The 24,679-nt window shown below is 56.2% G+C and carries 18 protein-coding genes, 1 tRNA gene, 1 other RNA gene and 1 pseudogene; 9 read left to right on the forward strand and 12 right to left on the reverse strand.

Features of this window, described 5'->3' with window-relative positions; genetic code table 11:
* The first annotated feature begins 35 nt into the window (after window positions 1-35).
* Window positions 36-1,874 (forward strand): 2-isopropylmalate synthase, encoded by a 1,839-nt coding sequence (gene leuA / locus CKV99_RS11385; RefSeq protein ID WP_092259067.1) that lies wholly within the window; start codon window positions 36-38, stop codon window positions 1,872-1,874.
* 80 nt (window positions 1,875-1,954) lie between these two features.
* Here leuA and CKV99_RS11390 read toward each other — a convergent pair whose 3' ends face one another.
* The 4 genes from CKV99_RS11390 to CKV99_RS11405 all read right to left on the reverse strand — a co-directional run bounded on the left by CKV99_RS11390 (window position 1,955) and on the right by CKV99_RS11405 (window position 5,673).
* Window positions 1,955-2,554, reverse strand: a complete 600-nt coding sequence (locus tag CKV99_RS11390) for a class I SAM-dependent methyltransferase (RefSeq protein WP_092259064.1) — start codon at window positions 2,552-2,554, stop codon at window positions 1,955-1,957.
* 24 nt (window positions 2,555-2,578) lie between these two features.
* Window positions 2,579-3,385 carry an ABC transporter ATP-binding protein gene (locus CKV99_RS11395; protein WP_092259061.1) on the reverse strand — a complete coding sequence of 269 codons (807 nt, stop codon included), beginning with the start codon at window positions 3,383-3,385 and terminating at the stop codon, window positions 2,579-2,581.
* Window positions 3,382-4,332: a FecCD family ABC transporter permease gene (locus tag CKV99_RS11400; protein WP_197697187.1), complete on the reverse strand. Its 951-nt coding sequence runs from the start codon at window positions 4,330-4,332 to the stop codon at window positions 3,382-3,384. Before CKV99_RS11400 ends, CKV99_RS11395 begins: the two co-directional genes overlap by 4 nt.
* A 186-nt stretch (window positions 4,333-4,518) precedes the next feature.
* On the reverse strand, window positions 4,519-5,673 hold the full coding sequence (locus CKV99_RS11405; RefSeq protein WP_092259058.1) for an ABC transporter substrate-binding protein: 1,155 nt from the start codon (window positions 5,671-5,673) through the stop codon (window positions 4,519-4,521).
* 427 nt (window positions 5,674-6,100) lie between these two features.
* On the opposite strand from CKV99_RS11405, the gene CKV99_RS14505 reads away from it, so the two are divergent.
* From CKV99_RS14505 to CKV99_RS11425, 4 genes are all read left to right on the forward strand, one after another.
* Window positions 6,101-7,663, forward strand: coding sequence for a hypothetical protein (locus CKV99_RS14505; RefSeq protein ID WP_092259055.1), 1,563 nt, complete (start codon window positions 6,101-6,103; stop codon window positions 7,661-7,663).
* An 80-nt stretch (window positions 7,664-7,743) separates the two neighbouring features.
* On the forward strand, window positions 7,744-8,742 hold the full coding sequence (locus CKV99_RS11415) for a DNA polymerase III subunit epsilon (protein WP_092259052.1): 999 nt from the start codon (window positions 7,744-7,746) through the stop codon (window positions 8,740-8,742).
* 18 nt (window positions 8,743-8,760) lie between these two features.
* Entirely contained in the window at window positions 8,761-10,044 is a 1,284-nt protein-coding gene (locus CKV99_RS11420) for a MurT ligase domain-containing protein (protein ID WP_092259049.1), read from the forward strand.
* A complete protein-coding gene (locus CKV99_RS11425) occupies window positions 10,037-10,795 on the forward strand; it encodes a type 1 glutamine amidotransferase (protein ID WP_092259046.1) in 759 nt (252 codons plus the stop codon). Before CKV99_RS11420 ends, CKV99_RS11425 begins: the two co-directional genes overlap by 8 nt.
* A 212-nt stretch (window positions 10,796-11,007) precedes the next feature.
* Here CKV99_RS11425 and recR read toward each other — a convergent pair.
* The 5 genes and pseudogenes from recR to CKV99_RS11450 form a co-directional block, all read right to left on the reverse strand.
* Window positions 11,008-11,633, reverse strand: a pseudogene (gene recR / locus CKV99_RS11430) (recombination mediator RecR).
* Window positions 11,634-11,757: 124 nt separating this feature from the next.
* Window positions 11,758-12,102 (reverse strand): YbaB/EbfC family nucleoid-associated protein, encoded by a 345-nt coding sequence (locus tag CKV99_RS11435; protein ID WP_092259040.1) that lies wholly within the window; start codon window positions 12,100-12,102, stop codon window positions 11,758-11,760.
* Between the two features lie 135 nt (window positions 12,103-12,237).
* Window positions 12,238-14,595 carry a DNA polymerase III subunit gamma and tau gene (locus CKV99_RS11440; RefSeq protein WP_092259037.1) on the reverse strand — a complete coding sequence of 786 codons (2,358 nt, stop codon included), beginning with the start codon at window positions 14,593-14,595 and terminating at the stop codon, window positions 12,238-12,240.
* A gap of 81 nt (window positions 14,596-14,676) precedes the next feature.
* Window positions 14,677-15,255 (reverse strand): suppressor of fused domain protein, encoded by a 579-nt coding sequence (locus CKV99_RS11445; protein ID WP_092259034.1) that lies wholly within the window; start codon window positions 15,253-15,255, stop codon window positions 14,677-14,679.
* Window positions 15,256-16,530, reverse strand: a complete 1,275-nt coding sequence (locus CKV99_RS11450) for a PLP-dependent aminotransferase family protein (protein ID WP_092259031.1) — start codon at window positions 16,528-16,530, stop codon at window positions 15,256-15,258.
* A gap of 509 nt (window positions 16,531-17,039) precedes the next feature.
* On the opposite strand from CKV99_RS11450, the gene CKV99_RS11455 reads away from it, so the two are divergent.
* The gene (locus CKV99_RS11455; RefSeq protein WP_092259028.1) at window positions 17,040-19,448 is read left to right on the forward strand and encodes a cytochrome P450/oxidoreductase; all 2,409 of its coding nucleotides are present in this window, start codon (window positions 17,040-17,042) and stop codon (window positions 19,446-19,448) included.
* Between the two features lie 42 nt (window positions 19,449-19,490).
* On the forward strand, window positions 19,491-19,718 hold the full coding sequence (locus CKV99_RS11460; RefSeq protein ID WP_092259025.1) for a hypothetical protein: 228 nt from the start codon (window positions 19,491-19,493) through the stop codon (window positions 19,716-19,718).
* Window positions 19,719-19,816: 98 nt separating this feature from the next.
* On the opposite strand, the gene ffs is transcribed toward CKV99_RS11460, so the two are convergent.
* Window positions 19,817-19,913, reverse strand: an RNA gene (ffs, locus tag CKV99_RS11465) — signal recognition particle sRNA small type.
* A 129-nt stretch (window positions 19,914-20,042) separates the two neighbouring features.
* Here ffs and CKV99_RS11470 point away from each other — a divergent pair.
* Window positions 20,043-20,128 (forward strand) — tRNA-Ser (locus CKV99_RS11470).
* 883 nt (window positions 20,129-21,011) lie between these two features.
* Here CKV99_RS11470 and CKV99_RS11475 read toward each other — a convergent pair.
* Together CKV99_RS11475 and gluQRS are read right to left on the reverse strand one after the other, a co-directional pair.
* Entirely contained in the window at window positions 21,012-22,811 is a 1,800-nt protein-coding gene (locus tag CKV99_RS11475) for a thioester-forming surface-anchored protein (RefSeq protein ID WP_094030721.1), read from the reverse strand.
* A gap of 237 nt (window positions 22,812-23,048) precedes the next feature.
* Complete coding sequence (gene gluQRS / locus CKV99_RS11480) at window positions 23,049-23,978, reverse strand: tRNA glutamyl-Q(34) synthetase GluQRS (RefSeq protein WP_092259273.1); 930 nt, start codon at window positions 23,976-23,978, stop codon at window positions 23,049-23,051.
* 18 nt (window positions 23,979-23,996) lie between these two features.
* Here gluQRS and CKV99_RS11485 point away from each other — a divergent pair, with 18 nt between their 5' ends.
* Window positions 23,997-24,671 carry a queuosine precursor transporter gene (locus tag CKV99_RS11485; RefSeq protein WP_092259019.1) on the forward strand — a complete coding sequence of 225 codons (675 nt, stop codon included), beginning with the start codon at window positions 23,997-23,999 and terminating at the stop codon, window positions 24,669-24,671.
* The last annotated feature ends 8 nt before the right edge of the window (window positions 24,672-24,679 follow it).

A 24,679-nucleotide genomic window follows, 5' to 3' on the forward strand; every position in this document is an offset into this window, starting at 1 on the left:
AACACCAACGTAACCTAGAAAAGGACATCAACGACATGACCCCTTCTGATTCTTTCATCTCCGCGCCTTCTGAAATTCGCACTCCCGACGGCCCTCGCAACGAAGGCCAGCCTGCCTGGAATAAGCAGCGTGGGTCCCAGATGCCGCACGAGCGTTACCTGAGCTTCGCTCAGGAAGTAGAAGACGTGCAGCTGCCGGACCGCACGTGGCCGGATAAGAAGATCACCGTGGCACCACAGTGGTGTGCGGTTGATCTGCGTGATGGCAACCAGGCACTGATTGATCCCATGAGCCCGGAGCGCAAGCGTCGCATGTTTAACCTGCTGGTGCAGATGGGATACAAGGAGATCGAGGTAGGGTTCCCGTCCGCATCGCAGACGGACTTTGACTTCGTGCGCGAGATTATCGAAAAGGACATGATCCCTCAGGACGTGACAATCCAGGTGCTGGTGCAGGCGCGCGAGCACCTGATTCGCCGTACTTTCGAGGCGTGCGAAGGCGCACCGAACGTGATCATCCACTTTTACAACTCCACCTCGAAGTTGCAGCGCGAGGTTGTGTTCCGCAAGGACCGTCCTGCGATTAAGAAGTTGGCTACTGACGCAGCCGTGCTGATCAAGGAGATCGCGAAGGATTACCCGAATACCAACTGGCGCTGGGAATACTCCCCGGAGTCTTTCACCGGCACTGAGCTCGACTTCGCGGTTGAGGTATGCGACGCGGTGGTGGACATTATGGAGGCCACCCCAGAGCACCCGATGATCATTAACTTGCCGGCCACCGTGGAGATGATCACTCCCAATATTTACGCAGACCAGATTGAATGGATGCACCGTCACTTGGCCAAGCGTGACTCGATCATTCTGTCGCTGCATCCCCACAATGACCGTGGCGAGGGCATCGCGGCGGCAGAGCTGGGCTACCTGGCTGGCGCGGACCGCATTGAGGGTTGCCTGTTTGGCAACGGCGAGCGCACCGGCAACGTTGACCTAGTCACCTTGGGTTTGAACATGCTCACCCAAGGCGTGGACCCACAGATCGATTTTTCGGATATCAACAAGATCCGTGAAACCGTGGAGTATTGCAACCAGCTGCGCGTGCCCGAGCGACACCCCTATGGCGGCGATCTGGTCTTTACGGCGTTCTCCGGCTCCCACCAGGATGCCGTAAATAAGGGCCTGGATGCCTTGGCGGCCAAGGTGCGCCCAGGTGCGGATTCCACTGAGGTTGCGTGGGAAGAGTTGCGCGAAACCGTGTGGGAGGTGCCGTACCTGCCGATCGACCCGAAGGATGTCGGTCGCAACTACGAGGCTGTAATTCGCGTAAATTCTCAGTCCGGCAAGGGTGGCGTGGCCTACATCATGAAGACAGACCATGCGATCAACCTGCCGAAAGGTATGCAGCCTGAGTTCTCGTCGGTTGTTCAGGCCATCACCGATGCTGAGGGCGGCGAGGTCAATTCCAAGAACATGTGGGATATCTTCGCGGGTGAGTATTTAGACCTTGAGGAGCCACTGGAGTTGGTCTCCATGCGCGTGACCAATGCCGAGACCGATGATGAAAACGCCACCGTTGAAGCCAATGTTCGCTTCAATGGGGAGGAGTGCACCATCACTGGTGAGGGTAATGGCCCGATCTCGGCTTTCGCCAACGCGCTGGAGAAGGTGGGTATCGACGTTGAGGTGCAGGATTACTCGCAACAGGCCCGTTCCGCAGGTGATGATGCTGATGCCGCCTGCTACATCTACGCCGAGGTTGACGGAGCAAAGGCATGGGGTGTGGGCATCGCTGGTTCCACCACGCGCGCATCCGTGAAGGCGATTGTTTCGGCCGTCAATCGTGGCTTGAAGGTTCAGGTTTCGCCTGGAATGTAAGTTATCGCTTTACGACGCAAGTCTTCTCGGCGCACTCAAGGGAGAGGTCTCCGTTTTCACCCATGCGGGAAAAGGGCGGTCTACCTAAGTGTGCCACTGAAGAAGAAGTAGTGATCAGTATCTGCCATTGCATCGATCACGAAATGTGAGCGCCAGACTTGCGCGGACTCCGCCACCGGCGCCAAACCCGTCGTCACTTCTTCCGGTACGACCCCGTGGTGAGAGTTGATCTCTTCACGGCAAAGGCCGTGGACGACAGTGACTCTGCCTTGCGGACGCAACACAGACGCCACCTTTTCTACCAAGCGCTCTTTATCGAGGAAATGCGGGTAAGCGTTGTAAATCACAACGGCATCAAATGGCTCGTCCGCCTCGTAGTCTAGGATGTCTAGCGCATGGAATTCGACGCGCTTTTCGTCGCCGTAACGGTCGCAGGCCAACTGAATCATGCGGGGTGATACATCGATTGCCACAACGCGGCTAGCACCCAACTCTAGGTACCCAGGTACCATGACACCAGTACCGCAGCCCACATCGAGCACTGATGAAGACGGCCCAACCCCCGCCAGCCACGCTACGCTCAGCGCCTTTACCCTATTCATGGGGTCTGCCTGCTGTTGGCGATCCCACTCCTGCGCCCTGCTGTCGAAGTATGTGGCCATAAACTTTGAATGTGTCATAAAGGGGGCACTTTCTTGGTTATTCTAGATGGGCTTATCGACGAGCACTATTTTGCGATCAGCCACGGTGTGTACCGTGGCACTAATTCTATAGACTTCTGAAACTAGCGCGTCTGTGATGATCTCTGGGCCCCCGTGAGCACAAGCCCTGCCGTCGGAAAGCACGAGGAAGCGGTCACAGTAGTCCAAGGCTAAGTTGATGTCATGCATGACGGCAGCGGCGGCCACGTCTTGGGTATCGACTAGTTTCCTCACCAAACTCAAAATTGAGTGCTCAGCTGCAATGTCTAGGTTGTTGGTCGGCTCATCAAGAAGTAACACTCCCGTGCACTGGACTAGGGCTCTGCCGAGTACCACTTTCTGATATTCGCCCCCGGAGAGCTCATCAATGTATGTCAAGGCGTGTCTCTCAAGCCCGATAGCTGAAATGACGGCATCAACTATTGCGTAATCATCCTCCGTCGGGACGCCAGTGATGAAGGGTTTTCGTCCTATCAACAAGGAATCATAAACACTCGAGCGATTCGTGAAATTTTTTTGGGCAACATAGGCCAATTGTTGGGCGCGTTGCGTCCGTTTAATGGTGGCGATGTCTTGGCCGTAAAGAAGGACTTTTCCATGTTTGGCCCTAAGTATTGCGGCTAAACAATTAAGCAGGGTTGATTTCCCCGAGCCATTTACACCCAAGACCGCCAGAAACGAGCCAGCATGAATCTCGGCAGAGACTTTGCTAAGAACTGCATCACCTGGGGTAAACGAGAAGCCAATCTCGTCGGCTAGAAGCCTTCCTGGTTTGTCCATAGTGTCGCCGATGTGCAGATCTGAAGTCATCGCTTCGACCTTCGCATCAGTAGGTATAAAAAGAGCGGGGCGCCGATAAACGATGTGATGGAACTAATCGGCAAAATCACCGGCGGAATAATGATCCGCGCCAACAAATCGCTAGCAAGCAACACACAGGAACCAGTCAGAGCTGACGCGAGGAGGAGGTGACGGTAATCGCCTCCGATCAAGCGACGCATGATGTGAGCAGCTATGAGGCCGACGAAATTGATCGTCCCGCAAAATGCAATAACAACGCTCGACGCTGCTGCACCGACGAGCATGCTTAACAGCCGAGTACGCCCAGTGTTGACACCTAAACCGTGGGCGGAGCCTTCCCCCAATTCCATTGCGTTGTAATTCCATCGATTTCGCCAAAAATATATTGACGTTGCTGTGACCACCAAGGTGACTATCGCTAATTCTTGGTAGTTAACGCGCCCAAGATCGCCAAAAGTCCAAAATACGACTGCTGCAACTTGAGTATCCTCGGCAAAATACTGGATCATTGCGGTCGCGCCGGCAAAAAGAGCAGAAATCGCAACACCGGCCAGAACAATGGATTCCGAGGTCATATCGCGAAGCCGCGAGAGACCCAGAATCACAAGGGTCGATGCCATCGCCCCCACGAACGCGCACGCGACTGTGACATAAGGATTTCCCGAGGCTACTCCTTCATGCAGCGAGGCGCCTGTCAAACCGCCCACCACGATAATCGATACTGCTGCACCGAAGGCAGCACCTTGGGAAATACCTAAGGTACTCGCTGAGGCCAGTGGATTTCTCAGCACTGCCTGAAAAGCACTACCGGCCAATGCTAATCCAATACCGCCCAGGACAGCCATGAGGATTCGTGGCATCCTCATCCGCCACACGACAATTTCACTGTATTCGTCGCCTCCTCCAGTCACTGCCCGTAGAACATCAACCAACCCCAGATCTGATGATCCAGTCATAAGTGCTGCGAGAATGAGAAATAGCAGGAGGACGAAAGTAGCGAGAATAACTATCCACCTCCGCCGCACCATCCCCGTGTACTGAAGGCTCGGCCTTGGGGGCGAGGTCTCCCGCCCTAGTTCCACGTTGGGGGAGTAAGTGGCGAAAACTGGTTGCAGAGACTTCACAGCTACATCGAACCCCTGCTAGGAGAAATCGAGCGAAGTGAAGTCCATACCAAGTTCACGCATGTGGCTGTAGTACTCGGAGCCCAGCATGGTTCGGAAGATCTCATCATATTTCTCGGTGAGGTCAACGTCTTCGAATTTTTCGGGATAGACCGTCGCCGCAGCAAAATACGCGTTAGCGATTCCCATCTCTACATTGGTGCCGTTGAAGTTGAACGCGGGTTGAGTATAGATCTCCCCATTTTGGAACGCCGTGAGTTGGTTGAAGAATGCGGCATTGTCAGCGTAGTCTTTTTTCATGAGGTCCATGTTCGATGGATTGAGGAAAATTATGTCTGGGTCCCACTGACCTAACTGCTCTAAGTCGATATCAACCGATCCATGACCTCCTAATTCATCAGCGACGTTCTTAATATTCGATACGACAAACGGGGCATATTGCTGGTAGGTGCCTCCAAAACTCTTAGCCCCCTTGAAGTTGACCGCGCCGACATAGACCGAAGGCTTGTCATCTTCTTCAACTGCCGAGGTCCGGGAATCTAAATCTTCTTCCCATTCCTTCATCTGGGCCACCACCTCGGAAGCATGGTCTTCGGTTCCGAGAGTCTCTCCGATTACTTCGATTGACTTATATACATCCTCACTAAAGATTTGATTCTGGTAGGAAATGCACACGACAGGGATTCCGGTGGTGTCTTGTAAAAGATCGCACTCATCAGCGCTACGGCTAGAGATCACTACATCAGGATTTAGTCCCAATAATGCTTCTTCGTCCACTGCCGTCTCCAGCAGGTGATTACCGTTGCTGGTAGTGGGCAACGAGGAAAAGAGCTTTTCGTGGACCACGGTATATGGCCTGAGAGGTGAACTTGGAGTCTCCATTTCAGTGACCGCGATTAACTTGTCTGCTGCTCCTGCGTACACTGCAAAACGCGCCGCAGACCCCACGGACGCACTGGTCTCAACAACCTGGGGCAACTCCACTTCTCGCCCATAAGCATCAACGACTGTCCTGGTCTCACTACCATTCACAGCCCCGGTAGTTTCGGCAGACGCTGTACTTGTTGTTGACGTTTCTGCATTGGGTGATTTTGACGAACATGCAGCCAACGGAGCAACAACGAGCAGCGATGCTGCAAAGAATGCCACGGTGTTTTTCAATCTTTTCTTCATTTTATTATCCTCACGTGCACGCTTCCCTCGGCTAGGAGACCGCTCCACTAGGCACATCCCTACCTATCTCAACCTAACGTCCCAGCCTATTGGCAAACACCCTACTATCTAATAATCAATTAATCTATTGATTCAAAGAGTCTGGGCCTGGGGGCTTGTACCGATAACCCCGGGCAAGCATTGTTCGGCCGAACTCACGCCCCCATGTTCACCCGAATTGTACAACTTGTCCATACCTCTTGGCCTGCATTAATCTTTTTCTTGGCTATACTTTCGCATATCTTTCTTCTACACTTAGTGGTTCGTTCCCCTACACTGGATGTTGACCATGTACTCGACACTGCTCATACAACGGTGAGACCGGGGATTTTACACCGCAGCATCGCCGGGTATGGCGAGACGAAGAAATGAAAGTAGGAATAGTCCAATGACACACTATGTGGTGCCCGACCACGGTCTTGGTGCTGTTCGAAATATCCCAGTAGAAAACGTCAATGCGCGCGCTGCCAGCTCCTTACTGGAGGATGCAGGCTCTTCCGTAGCCGATGTTGCTACTTCTTTGATTCCAGCAGAACGTACCGGAGGCTTCCACCTTCACTTCGATGGCCAGATCCTCGGGTCTGTGAGCGAATACAATCGCCACGAATACCCGGATTTAGAGTGGATAGTTTCCACTGGTCTCACCCCTCAAGTGAAGGCCCGTGTTTCTAATTTAGGCGAGGGGCTCGGGCCCTCGATCGCGCTACGTCTCCCCCGTCCGGGGCTTTGTCTCCCGCTCAACGATCCCCCAGAGCAACCGTGGGTGCTTCTCGACGATGGCCCCGCCCGCGCAGTTACCTACTCTGCCGACGCGGTGGAAGCTGAAATGAAAGACCGCATGCATCTCCTCGTCGAGCTGCGCCCTGACGGGCCGGAAGGTCTTGCGGCCTACATTCATGAACGTAAGGTCGGTGCGCTGACAGCCGCCGATGCACACGCCCTGTGGCCTCTGGTTTCAGAGTTGTCTCAGCGCGGATTGATCACGATGGCTCGGTCCTACCACTCCCCCGTAGCTGGCACCCCCGAACTTACGGTGTACGCCGCCTCTTCTGATGGGTCTGTGGCCTTGGGCGAATTGGAAATTTCACCGTTGCCTGTCGTCGAAAAGCGGCAAGCTGCCATCGCTGAGGACGCTTGTGCTCCCACCACGGTGATGCCGGTGTCTGTTGCGGAGCCAGAGCACACCGTTCCTGTTGAAGCTGGCACAAACGTGGTTCACCTGCCTGACGCTTTGCCAGCGCCGGACGCAACCCCTGAATCCTCGGCCGCTGCTGCCACAGCCTATACATCATTCAAGGCTGATCAAGATGCTGAAGAGGCCGCTCGGCTTGCCGACGAGGAAGTTGCCGGAACTGTAGCTACAGAGAAACAACGGCGCCGCTTCTTAGGCGTTACCGCAGCTGTCGGCGCAGTGGCTCTTGCAGGTACCGCGGTCCTTGGCATGACAGGCTCTCTCCCAATGACTGCCGATAACATCGCAGCGACATTCGGTGGGCCCGATCGGAACCAGCGTGATCGTCTCTTCCCCTACTCCTCGGGCACTGCTGAGCACGCTACCGACAAGGAAAAGGAAGAGGAAGGAAACTCCGATACAGCGGACCCCGGCCCCGCCCCGGAAAATCCCGCTGACCGTCACAGTGAGCACAATGAGGGCGAGTCCGGCCCAGCGCCAGCACCCGCACCAGCACCCGAGGCTCCAGCACCGGCGCCGGCCCCTGCACCCCAGCCGCCGGCCCCGCAGTACCAAGCACCAGCACCAGCTCCCCCGCCGGCACCAGCTCCGCGATATCAAGCTCCGCCACCGGCTCCAGCTCCCGCACCAGCACCGGCTCCCGCACCAGCACCGGCTCCCGCGCCCGCACCAGATGGCTACTATGTGCATGAAGTGCCTGGCGTGCAGATTCAAACGAATATCCCGCTCGGCGTGAACCCGTGGCAGCTAACGTTCTAGCCTAGGGCACCGCGTGAAGTCGCGTGCCACAAATTAAGGCAATGGCATGGCGGTATCGCTAGTTGGCTAGAATCTGAACAATGACCACTGAGCAGGAACTGTCGCACCCGTTCGTCGCGGTGCATGTGCAGTCGACGGGGATCCACCCGTCCACTGGGCGCTTGCTCACTCTCGATGCTGTTACCTTTGACAACGCTGGTTCCACCGGCGAAGACTTTCACACCATCTTCAACACCGGTGGAGATCCTGGACCTGTTCACCGTCACGGCGTTCCTTACGACGAGTTTGAGCAGGCGCAACGCTTTTCTCGCCACCTCAAAACCCTGGACCGGCTGATTGACGGGCGCACACTGATTGTGCACGACGCCCCTCAGGTCTGGGGGTTCGTCGTGTCCGAGGCCCGGCGTGCAATGAATGCTGCGGCACGCGCGAACCGTTCCCGCAATCGTGGGCGTGGCCGACGCCGCCAACGAGTCGGGCACGTTCCGCAACCAGAGGCGATCGTCGATACGCTCGCAACAACCCGGCGCCGTGGGATTGCGCTGACCGACGCTCGACTCTACGCCGTTGCCGAAAAAGTCCAGGTGGCTGCGCCAAGCCCGGTGGCCAGTGTGGCGCGTGCCCAGCGTCCGGAGACAGAAACATCACGTGAGGCCACACTGGTGCTCGTCGAGCTCTATCGCACCCTTTCTAGAAGTGGCCCCGTTGTCTCTTTTAGCCCGAAGGAGTTAACAGCTGACCGTTTCGGGTTGCAGCGTACCCACGCGCGGGTCGCTGCTGAAAAGGCGGAACCTGAGCACGACAACCCAGGCACCTACACCCGTGAGAAAGGACTGGCTGCGGGGATGGAGTTTGTTGTCAGCGATGACGTCGAGATCGCCCCTGATGAGTTGATCACAGCAGGGCGTGAAGCGGGCCTTACCTATACGGAAAAGCTGACCCGGACGGCATCTCTCGTGGTCACAAACCTTCGCTCTGACCTGCGGGGCAAGGCGATGCATGCCCACCGGAAAGACATCCCCCTTGTGAGTGATAAAGATTTCCTGGCAGCAGTGGCACAACTCAATGCGGGCAGATAATTTCGCTATCGTGGACGCATGAGTTCATCACCACTAAGCCGGTTGTCGTCGCTGCGTTCGCGCGTAGCTACTACTGCCGCTAAAGCAGCAACTGCAGCCTCGCGCGCCACAGGGCGTGGTGCCGGGGGCATGATCGGCGGCTTAATTGCTGGCGCGATCGATCCAAATATTATGTCGTCGCTTGCCGACGATCGCCCTGCCGTGCTTGTTACCGGCACCAATGGCAAATCCACCACCACCCGCATGTTGGCTGCTGCCCTGCGCACCAAGTACAGCGTTGCTACCAACGACGGCGGCGACAACATGGACGCCGGCATTATTTCGGCGCTCATGGCATCCCCAGATGCTACCCACATTGTGTTGGAGGTCGATGAGCTACACGTACCGTCTGTGGCGGACAAGATCAACCCGCAGGCCCTGGTGTTGCTGAACTTGTCGCGTGACCAGTTGGACCGCGTCGGCGAGATCAACTCGATTGAGCGGGCTTTGCGCTCAGCCGTCACTGCTCACCCCGATATGACTGTGATTGCCAATTGTGATGACGTGCTCATGACATCGGTGGCGTGGGACGCCAAGAACGTGATTTGGGTCTCGGCCGGTGCGGGATGGTTGGGTGATTCTGTGTCTAATCCGCGCGGTGGCGGGCACGTGGTACGCACCGAGGACGACTGGTACGCGGTGAAACCTCTGCCTAATGGCAGCACTTTCCGACGCCCCACGCCGGACTGGGTGGTCACCCCTGAGGGGATTACCACTCCGGAGGGTCAGCTGGTTGATCTCGATCTGATTCTGCCGGGGCAAGCGAACCGTGGTAACGCAGCCCAGGCGATCGCTGCGGCTGTTGAGGCGTTCGGCGTGGATCTTGATGCCGCGGTGGGTGCCGCCGAAGCAGTAGACGATGTTGCGGGCCGCTACTCTACCGTGCATTTAGGCGACCACGAGGTTCACTTCTTGCTGGCGAAGAACCCCGCCGGTTGGCAGGAAGCACTGAGCATGCTGCACCGTGATGCCGATGGGTTAGTGATTGCGGTCAATGGCCAGGTTGCTGACGGCGAGGATCTTTCCTGGTTATGGGATGTGCGCTTTGAGGATTTCGAAGGTGTGTCGGTGAAAGCCGCCGGTGAACGTGGCACCGACCTTGCCGTGCGGTTGTTGTACGCCGAGATAGATTATGAGCTCATTCACGACCCCGTTGAGGCAATCCGTGCGTGCCCGCCCGGGCGCGTCGAGGTGCTGGCCAATTACACCGCGTTTCGTGACTTGAAACGCAATATTGCGAAGCAGGAGGACTACCGTGACTGATTCACTGACTATTGGCCTGGTGCTGCCCGACGTTCTGGGTACCTACGGCGATGATGGTAACGCGCTTGTGCTGCGTCAGCGTGCACGCATGCGCGGGATGGAGGCGGAGATCCTTCGTCTCCGTTTAGGCGACGCTATCCCGGAGAATCTCGATATTTACTGTGTTGGTGGCGGGGAGGACTCCGCCCAGATTTTGGCGGCGGACCACCTGTCGAAGGATAAGGGCCTGGTGAGAGCGGCTATCAATCGGCGCCCCATCTTCGCGGTGTGCGCCGGCTTGCAGGTACTTGGCGAGTCTTTCCGCGCTTCAGGTAAGCAGGTAGACGGCATCGGGCTTATCGACGCCACCACCTTCCCCATGGCATCCCGCGCCATCGGGGAGGTCACCTCACACCCTACCCATGTCGGCATTACTGAGGAACTGACAGAGCCCTTGACTGGTTTTGAGAACCACTTGGGTGGCACCGTTTTGGGCACTGGTGCTGAACCGCTGGGCCGGTTGACCCGCGGCACTGGCAATACCGATGCTGCAAGTACCGCGGACATGCTTTCTGACGGCTCCCGCCAGCGCAGCGCCGAAGGAGCCGTGCAGGGCAGCGTGATTGCCACCTACATGCATGGGCCCGTGCTTGCACGCAACCCGCAGCTTGCTGATCTACTTTTGTCCAACGCTATGGGGATCAAACTCCGCGAGCTGGAACCTTTGGAGCTTGCCACAGTGGACCGGCTGCGCCTCGAGCGCTTGAAGTAGCGCTGAAGCCGCGCTCCGCTGGGCCGGGGCTCTTCATGCATCCCCTTTCATGTTGAGATCTCTTTTTGACGCAAATATTCTCGTTCCTTATGACCTTGATGACCTTGCATGCTTGTTTTTAGCGCTAGCAGAGGAAGATGCTGTTGAGCTGAGATGGTCCCCTGCCGTGCTAAGCAAAGCAACTGGCGTACCTTTGACCTGGTTGCCTAAGACTAGAGGCGCAACCGCCCCGACAATGCCCGCGACAGAGTAAGCTCGTCGACAAACTCAAGGTCTCCACCCAATGGCATGCCTGATGCAAGGCGGGAGACCACCAGATCTGGGAAGTCCTTGAGCAGACGCGCAAGGTAGCTGGAGGTTGCCTCCCCTCGGTATCAGGATCAGTAGCGAGGATAACCTCGCTGATCTCAGGCGAGTCCTCCCCATCACGATCAGGTAAAACACCACCGATACGTTGCAGCAGCGAAGAAATATTCAAATCCGTCGGACCTACATTCGCCAACGGGTCGAGCGCGCCACCAAGAACGTGGAATCGGCCATTGTACTCACCGGTGCGCTCAATAACTTGAATGTCTTTGGCGTCCTCCACCACGCACACCACAGAGGTATCGCGCCCCGAATCGGCACAGATACGGCACACATCGTCACGCGAAACGTTATTGCAGATCCGGCAAAACGTCACCCCATCACGCACTGCAGCAAGGGCAGCCCGCAGACGGTCAATATCTTCAGGGTCCGTCTTGAGCAGGTGAAAAGCGATACGCTGCGCACTTTTTGGGCCCACCCCAGGCAGGCGAGAAAACTCGTCGATCAAGTCCTGGAGAGGTCCTTCAAACACGTAATGCCCCTTTCGTCGTCACGCACTGGCCTGCTCAAGCCCAACTGCCAAGCATACAAAAACGCCCGGCATACACCGGGCGTTGGAGTGGCGTGTTCGCGGAGTGCGAATCAGCACCGTGGGATTAACTCAACAGTCCCCCGAGTAAATCGTCGCCACCCTGTGGGCCCTGAGTTAGTGGACCGATCTTCTCCTGCGCCAACTGGCCCGCCTTGGTATGCGCATCACGGTACGCAGCGAGAATGAGGTCCTGGAGAGTCTCAACATCCTCCGGATCCACAGCCTCCTTCTTGATCTGGATATCGGTAATCTCTGCACCACCAGTCATGATGACATTCACCAGACCACCGCCCGCGGAACCAGACACAGTAGCAGCGAGCAGCTCCTCCTGGGCCTTCTGGAGATGCGCCTGGACCTCTGCGGCCTGCTTGATCAGTTCATTCATGTCTGGCTGCTGTGGGTTGGTCATGCTAAAAACCTTTCGCTCGGTGTTGTTTTGTTCTTAGTCTACCGGGCTAACTCGCCCGGTGATTACCCAACACGTGCGCCCTCAGCGAACAGCAGCATGATCAAATCATACAATCGTCTGAACTGGCCTTTTTCTCTACAGTGGCTTCGCTCCGAGCTCCTTCTGAAGTAATTCCATCGCCACCTGGGTTGCGTCACGGCGATCGATTACGCCTGGCTCCTGTGCTTGATCAGCCATGGCTTGCTCCTCGTCTTCACGGGAATAGGGCTGTTCAGGCACAGGTCCTTGTGATGGCGTTTGCACCGCAGGGGCTCCTGCTGGTTGAAAGTGGGCCGAGCCCTGGGCAGGGCGCGAGTCAAAGCGATCTGGCGGTGGCGGAGCATCATCATCCACCGGTTCTGGTGGCAGCGGGATCTCGTCGCGTTCGCGTTTCTGGCGCTGACCGGCTCGCTGGGTTGCTTCCCTCGCGATGGATTTCCAGTCATGCGCGTCAGAGGACTGAGGTTGAGAGGGCCGCGCGGTCTGTGGCTGCGCAACCGCCACCGGCTCTACAGAGGCAGACTCATCCCCGCCCGCCTGCTGCCCATGAATTCGGGCAGGAGCACCCCAACCGGTCTGTGCAGTCTCTTGTGCCTGTTCTGGGTTGGACGGTGTCTTCACCTCGTCAGGTGTAGGCGCCGTTTGAGCTTCTCCGGCCGGAGCTGGTGCTGGCTCTGGCTCAGGTTCTGGTTCTGGTTCTGGTTCTGGCTCAGTGGATTGGTTTTCCGCAGTGGCGTTGTGCTGTTGCGCCTGCGGGTTCCACACTTCAGGCTGCTTATCCACGTGGTGAAAACCAGCCGCCGCTGGATCCGTTCCCACGACGCATTTCACCGACACCTGTGTTCCTAATTTTTCCGAAAATGCAGCGACGATGTCGGCCTTATTGCGTTCAGAATTAATGCGCTGCGCCAAAGCACCCGTGTTGTGCCCGATAACAAGCGTTTGGTCTTTCACTCCAAGCGGACGTGCCTCGGTCAGCATGATTTCTGCAACCTTGTTACGGCCACCAACGTATTGGCGCAAGTGGGTCCACGTCTCCTTGATCGTGGCGAACAGCTCCTCACTAGAATCTGCATGGTGGGCAGGCTCCGGTTTCGGCGCAGGCTCCGGTTTCGGCGCAAGCTCCGGTTTCGGCGCTGGCTCTGGGCGCGGAGCCTGGCGAGGTGCAGGTGTTGAGGAGCTCTTGGTTCGTCCCGCCGCTGCCGCAGCAGCAGCTTGAGCAGCCGCCGCTGCCCCTCCACGCTGTGCTGGGGTGTCCTGCCTGCCGGTCTGCGGAGATACACCCTCACCGGTGCCCCCTGGCACGGTCCTACCCGCAGTTTGCGCCTGGACTGGCTGTGCAGCTTGAACGGAAGGGGTTGCGGGCACTGCAAGAAGATGGGCAACCATGATTTCCAGCAGCAAGCGGGGGCTAGTTGCACCGCGCAGGCTAGAGATCCGATCGTTGACTTCTGAAGCCAACTGCGCCAAACGTGGACCCGTAAACTGTGCGGCCTGGTCCGCCAAGACTCGGGCCCGATCTGTCGGAGCTTCCACAAGCCCCTGCCCGAAAGCGTCCGGCACGGCCTGGATCACCATGAGGTCTCGCAATCGGTCCAACAAGTCCAACGCGAAGCGGCGCGGTTCATGGCCGGCCTCAATTACATCGTCCACAGCCTGAAAAGCTCCAGCCCCATCACCTGTGGCAAGAGCATTCACGGTGTCGTCGATAAGCCCGAGATCAGTGACACCCAACAGTGGCAGGGCCTCATCATAGGTCAGCCCGTCTGGCCCACTACCTGCAAGAAGTTGGTCGAGCAGCGACAAAGTATCGCGCGGGGATCCACCGCCGGAACGAATGATCAACGGGTAAACATCGTCGTCGACACGGACACTTTCGCTCTCTACTGTACGTTCCAGAAGCTGTCGCATCGCTTGAGGCGTGAGCAGACGGAACGGATAATGGTGGGTGCGCGAGCGAATCGTGCCGATGATCTTTTCTGGCTCCGTCGTCGCAAAAATGAAAATGAGGTGCTCCGGCGGCTCCTCCACAATCTTCAGCAAAGCGTTGGCGCCTTCGGTGGTGATCATGTGGGCCTCGTCGATGATAAACACACGGTAGCGTGACTCGGCCGGCGCGAAGTAGGCCCGATCACGCAGCTCGCGCATATCGTCGACACCGCGGTGTGAGGCCGCATCAAGCTCCGTCACATCAAGGTTTCCATGGCCGCCAGGCGCTAAAGAAACACACGACGGGCACACACCACACGGGGTTGAGGTCGGTCCTTCAACGCAGTTCAGGGAACGGGCGAGGATGCGTGCCGACGACGTCTTGCCGCAGCCTCGCGGACCGGAAAACAGATACGCATGGTTGATGCGCCCAGTGTCTAAAGCGGTGCTCAGGGGCCTGGTTACCTGCTCCTGGCCGACAACTTCCGCAAACGATGCGGGACGATACTTCCGGTATAAAGCCACGGGATCTACCCTACCTGTTCACCGCCGCCGCGAAACCTCTTCCCGCCGCCGTAAGGCTTCATTCCGTCGCCGCGAGGCGACCTACCCACGGCGCCAGTTCCCCAGGTCAGTAGCTCGGCGGCGCAGCCGCGTGTCCAAGCCATCAAGGCCCCGCTCGCGAGCCACCTCAAACTCTTCATCGGTTAACAGCACCAACTCCAGCAATAAGGTCATGCGGCCCGGCTCCGTGAAGTGTGGTGTGCCCTGCTCGAACAGCTGTGGCTCCCGCAGCACCCCATGGCGCACCGTAATTGGTTCCGCACCCTTGTGCTCCACAACTTCGGCTAGGTGGGAACGCTGCACAAGATCCGGCAAAAACGTGCCGGGCTGGGCAGCGAGAGCACCCGAAGCCCCGGCAAGTTCATCCCACGCAGCTAAGAGTGCAGAGGCAAGCTCCACATCCGGTGCCGTGCGCGTGACGACGACCAGTTCAGCACGCACCTCCGTTTCCTGCTCCGCCTCCAGCACCAGTCCGGTATCCACCCCTGAGAAGCCACAGGTCATTGCGGCCCTGGTGTCGTCGTCAAGCGTTGTGAAAGCCAGCCTGCGCCCTTCGATATCGGAGAAGCCAAGCTCACCGAAGATATTTGATAGCCAAACGGCAATCTCCTCGCCGGTCACCTATTTACCCTGCAGCTTTTCGATAGCCGCGTAAAGAACACAGGTGGCAACGCCGTCCATAGCCTGCTCCACTTCCTCCTGAGGAGGCAGAGAAGGCGCAAGGCGGATGTTGCGATCATTCGGATCATCCTTGAGCGGAAAGGATGAACCAGCTTGAGTAAGAGTAATTCCTGCATCTCGGGCCAGCTCCCACACACGCGTTGCAGTACCGTCGATCACATCCAACGAAATGAAGTAACCGCCTGCAGGACTAGTCCACCGTGCCACGTCATACTCTCCGAGGCGGTTTTCCAGGATCTCCAGGACCGCCTTGAACTTTGGGGCAAGGTTGCCCGCATGCTTACGCATGTGGGTGCGCACACCCTCGGCGTTGCCAAAGAACTTCGCGTGAGCCAGCTGGTTGACCTTGTTCGGGCCAATGCCGCGCACACCGGCGATGGAGGAGTACCACTTCAAGTTCTTTTCGGAGGAAGCGAAGAAAGACACGCCGGAACCAGCGTGGGTGATCTTCGAGGTGGATGTCATCACCCAGAAACGGTTCGGATTGCCAGCAGCAGCAGACTTCTCGAGCACGTTATAAAGAGCGGGGAATTCGTCGGTAAGCGTATGAACTGCGTAAGCGTTATCCCACACGATTCGGAAGTCAGGCGCCGCTGTCTCCATCGCAGCCAGCCGGTCGGTGACTTCCTCCGAGAAGGAGATACCAGTGGGGTTGCCGAAGACCGGGACGGTCCACATGCCCTTGACCTGCGGGTCCTGAACGAGCTTTTCAACGGCATCCATATCCGGGCCGTCCTCCAGCATCGGGACCGTTATCATCTCAAAGCCGAGCTGCTCCGTGATTGTGAAGTGGCGATCATATCCAGGAACCGGGCAGACCCATTTGACAGTGTCTTCTTCGTGCCACGGACGCTCAGAATCATTGTTGCCGAACAAGTAAGACCAGGTGACCAGGTCAAACATGATGTTGAGGCTGGAGGAATCCCCCGCATAGACATTCTCGACTGGAACCCCGAGCAATTCTGCCCAGATGGCGCGGATGTCGACGATTCCCGCCACATTGCCGTAGTTGCGCACATCCTCAGCGTTGCTTGCGGTGTGGTTACCAGCGCCGGGTAGGTTCAGCAGTTCCTCGGAAAAGTCGAGCTGCTCTGCAGACGGCTTCCCACGGGTGAGGTCAAGCTTCAGGCCACTTGCCTTCAGCTGTTCATACTGCTGGCGGATTTGGGTGGATAGCTCCTCTAGAGCATTGGCGTCAAGGTTTAACAGAGACATGTGATGGTTTTCCTTTGAGTTTCGTCTAAAAGCATCTGGACACCATCGTAGCGTCGGGAGGCCTACTCCGGCGAGGGAAGAAGCTAATCGACGATCTGACGCTTCCCCTCCCCCACACCCAGCGGGCCACCAAATTGAAACTCGTTTAAACGCTGCCAGTGGCGAAAAATGGTCAGACCAAGACCACTCCCAACCCTTGCCCACACCCCAGGCTTAACCCTAGGGCATGAAACCAACCTGCCCCTGGCCAAAATGTCCGATTTGCGGAGATTTTTCCGCCCTTCATGAGCCTAAACTGGGCGTTTACCATTTGCGATTACCCCCATGAATAGAAGCCTCGTGTAAAGGTAATTCTAATCCAGACCCGAAAGGGGGCAATCTATTGGTGGGGTAGGGAATATCGTCTTGTAAAGCCCCCCACCTCACCTTAGTGTCGAACATGTAACTCAGGACACAGACGTTCGCCTTCTTGGCTTACGGAACACAACCCCAGTAGGAGGGGAGACATCATGACCGATGTGAATAACATGATTGACCAGCTGAATAAAGCAGGTCAAGCAGACGACCCCAACGCCGCCGAGACCAAGTGCCCATACCTCAATGGCGAGATGGACACCTTGACCCGCGAGGAGGCCCTAGAAGTTTTCGGCACTCCAGGTGACGGTGCCGACGAGAATTTCGACTTCCTGAGCCAGGAATTCGTCGATGACCCATGGAAGCACTCCGAATGGGCCTTCCAAAATCAGCCGGTTTTCTACTCCCACAAGTCTGGCTACTGGGTTGTTACCCGTTACGAGGATTGCCTCAAGATCTTCAAGGACACTGACAACTTCTCCGCACACACAGCCTTGGAGAAGGCAGTTCCGATCACCCCAGATAACCAGAAGATTCTGGATGATTACGGCTACGACTTCCGTGACACAATCGTGAACACAGACCAGCCTGTCCACAACCCACGCCGTCGCGCCCTAGAACAGCCTTTTATGGTCGAAGAGCTGCGTAAACTCGAGCCAACTGTGCGTGCAACCGTTGATTCTTATATCGATAATTTCATTGATAAAGGTGAAGTGGATATCTTCAAGGAGCTGCTGTACATCTCGCCGCTGACCGTGGCACTGCAGTTCATGGGTGTTCCAGCCGACGATATGGAGAAGATCCATGAGTACTCCATGGGCCATGCAACAGCAACCTGGGGGAAGACCACCCCGGAGACTCAGACTCAGGTGGCTATCACCAACGGCAAGTTCTGGCAGCACTCTCAGCGCGTTTTGAACAAGCTGTTGTTGGCAGAAGAGAAGGAGCCAGGCACCGGTTGGGTACCACACTCCATCCGCGCCCACCGCGAGGACCCAGAGTCTGTTCCCATGTACTATCTGCGTTCCAAGACCATGTCTGCAGTGACCGCAGCGCACGATACTACCGCTAACTCGGTATCGAACCTGCTGATCTACTTGTTCACCGAGCGCCCAGATATCTGGAACCTGCTAAAAGATAAGCCGGAACTGATTCCCAACGCGATTGAAGAGTCCTTCCGCCTCAACGGTGGTTCTCACGCATGGCGCCGCCGCACCGTTAGGGACGTTGAAGTCCGTGGCGTGACCATCCCTGCCGGTGAGCGTGTTTTGCTGGTCACTTCTGCAGCCAACCGTGACCCGGAAATGTTCCCGGACCCTCACACTTTCGACCTGTACCGCGATAATGTGACCAAGCACCTGCTCTTTGGTTACGGTATGCACCTGTGCATGGGCCGCAACCTGGCACGTCTGCAGATTCAGATGCTGATGCAGCAGCTACTTAAGCGCCTGCCACATATGGAGATGGATCCGAACCAAGACTTCGGCCGCCTGCCATCGGTGTCCTTCCGTGGCCCACAGTCCATCATGGTCACCTGGGACCCAGAGAAGAACCCAGAGCGCACCGCGCCGATTGATAATGAGAATGATCCAGAGATCATCTACAACGGCCCTTCACGTGAGCTGAAGACCCGTGAGATGCGTGTTGCTCAGGTAGAGAAGGTTACCGAGAAGATTATGAAGATTGTTCTCGAACCTACCGATGATGTGGATCTTCCACAGGCATTCTCTGGTGCCCATATTGAAATTGAAGCCGGTGAACTTAACCGCCAGTATTCCCTTGTTCGTATGACACCAAAATCTTGGGAGATCGCGGTGCAGCTGGAAGACGAATCTCGTGGCGGTTCCAAGTGGATCCACGAAAACGTCAAGGAAGGTTCGATCGTCCGAGTCCGTGGCCCCCGTAACAACTTCCGTTTCGGCGTAGACACCAAGAAGCTCATTCTGGTTGGTGCAGGTATCGGCGTAACCCCTATGCTGGCAATGGCTGATGAGGCTAAGCGTGAGGGCATTGATTACGAGTTGCACTACTCGGGCTCCTCGAAGACGAAGATGAGCTATATCGAGGACATTGTCCGCGACCATGGTTCTAACTCCACCTTGTACATCTCCGATGAAGATAACCGCATGGATATCTCGCAGTTCGCAGACCGCTACGAGGAAGGTGTCCAGCTGTTGACCTGTGGCCCAGACCGCTTCACCAACGAGGTTCTTGAAGTAACCAAACACTGGCCTGAGGATACCGTTCGCCGCGAGTCTTTCACTGCGACTACCCTGCTGGATCCTTCGAAGAATAAACCGTTTACGGTAGAGCTGAACTCGACTGGCGTTGAGTACGAGGTTCCAGCGAATATGACTCTGCTAGAAACTCTTGAGAACGCCGGTGTTGAGCTGTACGCGGAATGCCGTGAAGGCCTGTGTGGTACCTGCGAGGTGGGTATTGTCTCTGGTGAGGCTGAGCACCGTGATGCGGTGTTCACCGAGAAGGAAAAGAAGGCGAATAATGCCATCATGACGTGTGTCTCCCGCGGCTGTGGCGGCAAGAAGCTTGTTCTGGACCTTTAATTACCACGCCACTGGGCTGACACCACAAGAAAGAGAGTTTTTATGGCACACGTTGATTTGTGGGATATCTTCAAAGATGTTCCAGCGGAGAAGCTTGTAGGGCACTTCAAGACTTACCTCGACGACAGTGATGAAAAGAGCCTTATTGAGGGCAAGTCCACCGAAGAACTCCGCGAGTTGCTGATCACTGCATCTACCGGTGCTGAGGACGACTTCACAGTGACAAAGATCTTTGACTACGCACTGAAGTTCCTACGCCACGATGGCTAGCGCTTAATACCACCGGTGTGGCAAGACGTAACCCGGATGCTCAGGATCGTTTCTGAGGGTCCGGGTTTTTGCTTCCCCAGGTTGCACAGTGGGAGAAAATTTAAGGGACCTCACGCACCTGTTAGAGCTCGCTGACCCTTGCTGCATTCCTGCCCTGGGGGAGTTCACAAGATACACACCGCGTGAGATCCTAGCCACCACTTTAGTCAAGCTAGCCAGCATTGCCAAATACTGGTACGCACCTCCTAAAAATAGTGATTAAACTGGTCTTTTGTTATTCTTTCGGCCGTGAACTAGAGTAAGAATCCGACGTTATCGTCGCTTGGAGGATTCGACTAGCGGCCTATGTCACACGCCTGGAACGCGTGCGGGGAGCGATCCCCTCGTGGGTTCAAATCCCACATCCTCCGCAAATGATGGCCAGTCAGGACGCGAACCCCTGTCATAGCTTGGCTGGGCTCCAACACCGCATAGCAAGTTTTAAGCCCTGCTATGCGGTGTTTTGCCACTCGGGATTGTGTCTGTCACCGCTCGGTTGTAAGGAGCTCAAGGGCTTAGCCCAGCATATCGTTCTCTTTTGGGCCAAACCTGCTCCACGAAGGGTCCATTAGACAGATACGGTGGCTCCGACATAGAGAAGCTCATTGGAGGCATTCCAAAGGCTGATGAGACTGCATCAGCGCGGTTCGTCGTTAGACATCAGGTACCTGGGTTACTCCCAGTGGTACGGAGAAGAGATAATCGCAGCGCTCAAGGCCTCCTTGGCTACTTAGAGCGACAGCCCCGGATGCTCTTTACGGCCGACAAACCACGCGGTACCCCTGGGCAGAAGGCCTGTTTGTCGGCCGAATGTGACATTGTGCTGAGTGTGTTGTTGAATCGTTTCCCGACTCACGTCTTCTTAGTTCCGAAAAGTGCGACAGCCAGGCCGACCTCCGTATCAAACCCCAGACCTACATATCAAGAGTTAAATTGGCCACACCCTCATGACATAGGTCAGGTTAGACATAAAGTTTTCTACTGGTAGTTCTGCAGGGCTACCGGAGCGCACAGCAGTCATCGGATCAAGGAGCCGACCCTGGCCACTGTCGGTTCAGAGACCCACCGGCCCTACTTTAAGATACCGTTGTCAGAAGGTCCTCTCCTCCCCAAAGCAAAGAAATTGTTGTCGACGGCAGCCCGTAATCGTATATCGGAGCCTTCATAATTCAATTTAAACTAGAAAAACGCATGGGTCCGGGGTAAGACCGGAACCATGCGTAATTTTTTGCTTTGATTTGGGGTTAGCCGTGCTTAGCTTTTAATGTCCGCGCCATCTGTCTTGGAGAATTCACCCTCAAATACAGCTTCACAGCCAGGTGTATTCCAATCAAGGCTGGAGGACCCGACACCGATCGCCACCATCAGCGCGCCGACGGCAGTGGAACCGAGTGCTGGGTTGATCTTAGAAAGCTGCTGTGCGACTGCAGCGAGCTCGCCTGAGGAACCGCCTGCAATTTCGGTGTCAACAGAGCTACCGCCGGTATCGATGGAAGGCATGTTCTGTTGGAACTGAGAGTTAATTTGAGCAATCAGCGCATTGATCTGTGGTGCGAACATACCTACAGTCGATCCGCCGAGTGCAACAAGCAGTCCTAGAGGAATCAAGAACGCGAATGGACCATCGAAGCTTGATCCGCCTGCTACGCACTTTGCAGCACCAGATGAACCGCCCTGTGTTGTCAAGGACTGCAGGACGGAGGAGCCAACCTGCCCCTCGCCACCGGTTTCGTTAGAAGAACCGAGAGATGAAGCAGAGCCTGCATCCCCACTCTCAGTACCGGAAGAACCAGACTTGGAGGAGCCGCCCTTGGAGCCGCCCCCAGAAATGCCGCCTTCGCTCTTGCCACCGGTTTCGCCAGATGAGCCACCCTGTGTTGTCAAGGACTGCAGGACGGAGGAGCCAACCTGCCCCTTGCCACCGGTTTCGTTAGAGGAACCGAGAGATGAAGCAGAGCCTGCATCCCCACTCTCAGTACCGGAAGAACCAGACTTGGAGGAGTCATCTTTGCCGTCCTTGGAGGTGTCGTCATTGCCACCATCAACGCTGGAAACGAGAGAGGTTGTTCCTGAGAGTCCGAGCACTGATACGAGTAGAGCGATAAGGCCGCCTGGAAGGAGGGAGCTACCTAAAGCTGTGGAGCCTGCTACCGTTGCTGAACCCTGCGCATCGCCATCTTCGATCAGCCCGGAGGACATACCTTTACCTTCACCTTCTACTCCGAGGGAGGATCCGGCACCAAGAAGCTTTGAGGATTCACCAGAAGAACCAACTGGTGTTGGCTCTGGTGTTGGCTCTGGTGTTGGTTTCGGTGTTGGTTTCGGTGTTGGTTTCGGTGTTGGTTCTGGTGTTGGTTCTGGTGTTGGTTCCGGAGTCGGTTCTGGTGTTGGCGTTTCGGTTTCTTCGATCTCTTCGCCGGTATCTTTGTCAACGCGGGTGACTGTCAGAAGATTCTGGTGCACTCTCCGCTTCGTAAGGTAGATCTCTAACGCCTGGTGGCTTGCCACTGACGCGCGAGCCTCACCACCCCCACCAATCAGAATCTCATAAACCTTTTGCACCTTGCTGTCTTCAAAATAGTGCGGTCCGTGCGAGTCGGTGTAGTACCACACCGCATACTGGGTTGCGCCATAAAACTCTAAGTCACTTAGCCCGTACCGCTGCTGCAGGCCCAACTTGTCATTACCGAAGCCTGTTTCCAGAACTTCGAGAATGTTCTTCTCAAGCTCTTCGCCCCCGATACGCGGATTTGAAGCTGATTCAGTGAACACATTACCCGTGGCGATCATCTTCTTCGCCAGGAACAAGTGAACTGGGGCCAGCTGGTTCATGTTGTAACAGTAGACGATGGTGCCATCTACTCTCATGATTCGAGCTTTACCGTAGCCCTGAAACTCAGAGGAGTTTAGAGCGTACAGCTTGTACTGTACCTCTTGCGCGGAAGCCTGGGGCGCGGACAGGACACTCGTAAAAAGGGCTACGACGCTTATCAGCGCGACGATGACAGCCGTTAGCCCTTTCCTTCTCGTGGTTGTTTGGGTTAAAAATCCCAATTTCTCTCCCTTTCTTTCCTTCTACCTTCTCACTGAAGGAAAACTCACCGGATTCTTACGTTCTCGATCATCTAACAACTTTCCAACGCGGTCAATCTCTGTGAAAAGCCTGTGTTCTAAATGGGGGTAGGCTAATGATGGTTTAACTATAAAACAGACCCTATACCCCCTGGGTATATGACAAAATTAGTTCCCGACGGAACCTTACCTCCATCAACCCCCTAGCCCGCCAGGAATTCACACAGCCTCAACATCGAATATTACCGGTGCGCGAGGCACTGCTTCCAGCTCAAACCCGCTGGCAATAGCCTCAATCGTGCGCGCCCCCGCAACCCCGAGAGATTCCCCAATCCACTCGACAACACCAGAGACCCCAACACTAGGCACCAACTCGCGGAGGGTAACAGCCCCGTCCCGCTTTGCTAAACGCCGCCCTTGAACATTAAGAACCAAGGGAACATGCACATAACTAACCTGTGGAACACTTAAGACATGAGCAAGGTAACCCTGAGCAGGCGCCTGGCTAAGCAGATCGTCGCCACGCACCACATGATCAACATGCTGAAACGCATCGTCGACCACAACAGCCAAGTTGTAGGCCCAGTCCCGCGCTTGGTTACGGTTTCCCCCACGCTGTAACACCACGTCGTCGATAGGCGAAGTCAGCTCACCTGCAAACTCATCGTGCACAGTCCACGTATCTACCTCCGCACGCAACCGCAACGCAGGTACTCTGCCTTGCTGCTCCAACTCGGCCCGGCGCCGCTGGCGCTGGGACTGGCTCAGGTCACGGCAGGTTCCCGGATACATTCCGTGTGGCACATGAGGAGCCGACGCTGCCTCCCGGATCTCTTTGCGGGAGCAATAACACTCGTACACCAAACCGCGCGCTTTCAGAAAATCCAGGGCTTGTTGGTAAGCCGAAAAACGATCAGATTGGTACAGTATCTCCCCATCCCAGTCAATCCCTAGTGCCTGCAGATCCTCAATCTGGCGCTGCGCGGACTCTTGTGAGGAACGCGCCGTGTCAATATCTTCTACCCGCAGCACAAACTTCCGCCCGCTGCTCCGCGCAACTAACCACGCCACCACGGCGGTGCGTAAATTACCCAGATGTAAATCGCCGCTGGGTGAAGGGGCGTAGCGCCCGGCAGAATCCGCAACCATGTGTGCCACAATAGCCCCATGCAGTATGTGACGCGTTCACCGTATCCGGTTGTTGTCTCCATCTTCGTGGCGGTGTTCTTGATCTCCAATATCACCGCCTCCAAAGGGGTTGAGCTTGGCCCCTTCGTCACAGACGGCGCCTTCTTCCTTTTCCCACTGTCCTATATTCTGGGCGATGTGCTGGCAGAGGTCTACGGTTTTCGCGCTTCACGACGCGCCATCCTCACCGGTTTTGCCACCACCCTCTTGGCGGTTGCGGCCTTTTATATCGCCATTTGGCTGCCAGCGGCTAAGTTTTACCCGCACCAGGAGGAATTCGCACTCATCCTTGGGCTGGTACCCCAGATTGTCGCAGCTTCACTGGCCGGCTACCTCGTCGGCCAGCTGCTGAATGCATGGGTGTTGGTGAAGATGAAAGAAAAACTTGGGCAGCGCAATATGTGGGCCCGGCTGATTGGATCCACAGCGGTGGGCGAGTTTGGCGATACATTAATCTTTTGCACTATCGCAGCACCGGTGATCGGGATTTCCACCACCGCAGACTTCCTCAACTTCGTAATTGTCGGTTTCTTGTGGAAAACCCTGCTTGAAGTAGTGCTTCTGCCGCTGACCTACGCCGTTATCAACTGGGTACGCACACGCGAACAGGCAGCCCAAGAGGTAGGGCCGCACACACCTGTAGCACGCGCTTAAACCTGTCG

The organism is Corynebacterium cystitidis (assembly GCF_900187295.1).
Lineage (GTDB): Bacteria > Actinomycetota > Actinomycetes > Mycobacteriales > Mycobacteriaceae > Corynebacterium > Corynebacterium cystitidis.

Bases quoted from the DNA above. Each gene is read 5' to 3' on its own strand.
- leuA (WP_092259067.1), top strand. From the start codon at position 36: ATGACCCCTTCTGATTCTTTCATCTCCGCGCCTTCTGAAATTCGCACT.
- CKV99_RS11390 (WP_092259064.1), bottom strand. From the start codon at position 2,554: ATGACACATTCAAAGTTTATGGCCACATACTTCGACAGCAGGGCGCAG.
- CKV99_RS11395 (WP_092259061.1), bottom strand. From the start codon at position 3,385: ATGACTTCAGATCTGCACATCGGCGACACTATGGACAAACCAGGAAGG.
- CKV99_RS11400 (WP_197697187.1), bottom strand. From the start codon at position 4,332: ATGACTGGATCATCAGATCTGGGGTTGGTTGATGTTCTACGGGCAGTG.
- CKV99_RS11405 (WP_092259058.1), bottom strand. From the start codon at position 5,673: ATGAAGAAAAGATTGAAAAACACCGTGGCATTCTTTGCAGCATCGCTG.
- CKV99_RS14505 (WP_092259055.1), top strand. From the start codon at position 6,101: ATGACACACTATGTGGTGCCCGACCACGGTCTTGGTGCTGTTCGAAAT.
- CKV99_RS11415 (WP_092259052.1), top strand. From the start codon at position 7,744: ATGACCACTGAGCAGGAACTGTCGCACCCGTTCGTCGCGGTGCATGTG.
- CKV99_RS11420 (WP_092259049.1), top strand. From the start codon at position 8,761: ATGAGTTCATCACCACTAAGCCGGTTGTCGTCGCTGCGTTCGCGCGTA.
- CKV99_RS11435 (WP_092259040.1), bottom strand. From the start codon at position 12,102: ATGACCAACCCACAGCAGCCAGACATGAATGAACTGATCAAGCAGGCC.
- CKV99_RS11450 (WP_092259031.1), bottom strand. From the start codon at position 16,530: ATGTCTCTGTTAAACCTTGACGCCAATGCTCTAGAGGAGCTATCCACC.
- CKV99_RS11455 (WP_092259028.1), top strand. From the start codon at position 17,040: ATGACCGATGTGAATAACATGATTGACCAGCTGAATAAAGCAGGTCAA.
- CKV99_RS11460 (WP_092259025.1), top strand. From the start codon at position 19,491: ATGGCACACGTTGATTTGTGGGATATCTTCAAAGATGTTCCAGCGGAG.
- gluQRS (WP_092259273.1), bottom strand. From the start codon at position 23,978: ATGGTTGCGGATTCTGCCGGGCGCTACGCCCCTTCACCCAGCGGCGAT.
- CKV99_RS11485 (WP_092259019.1), top strand. From the start codon at position 23,997: ATGCAGTATGTGACGCGTTCACCGTATCCGGTTGTTGTCTCCATCTTC.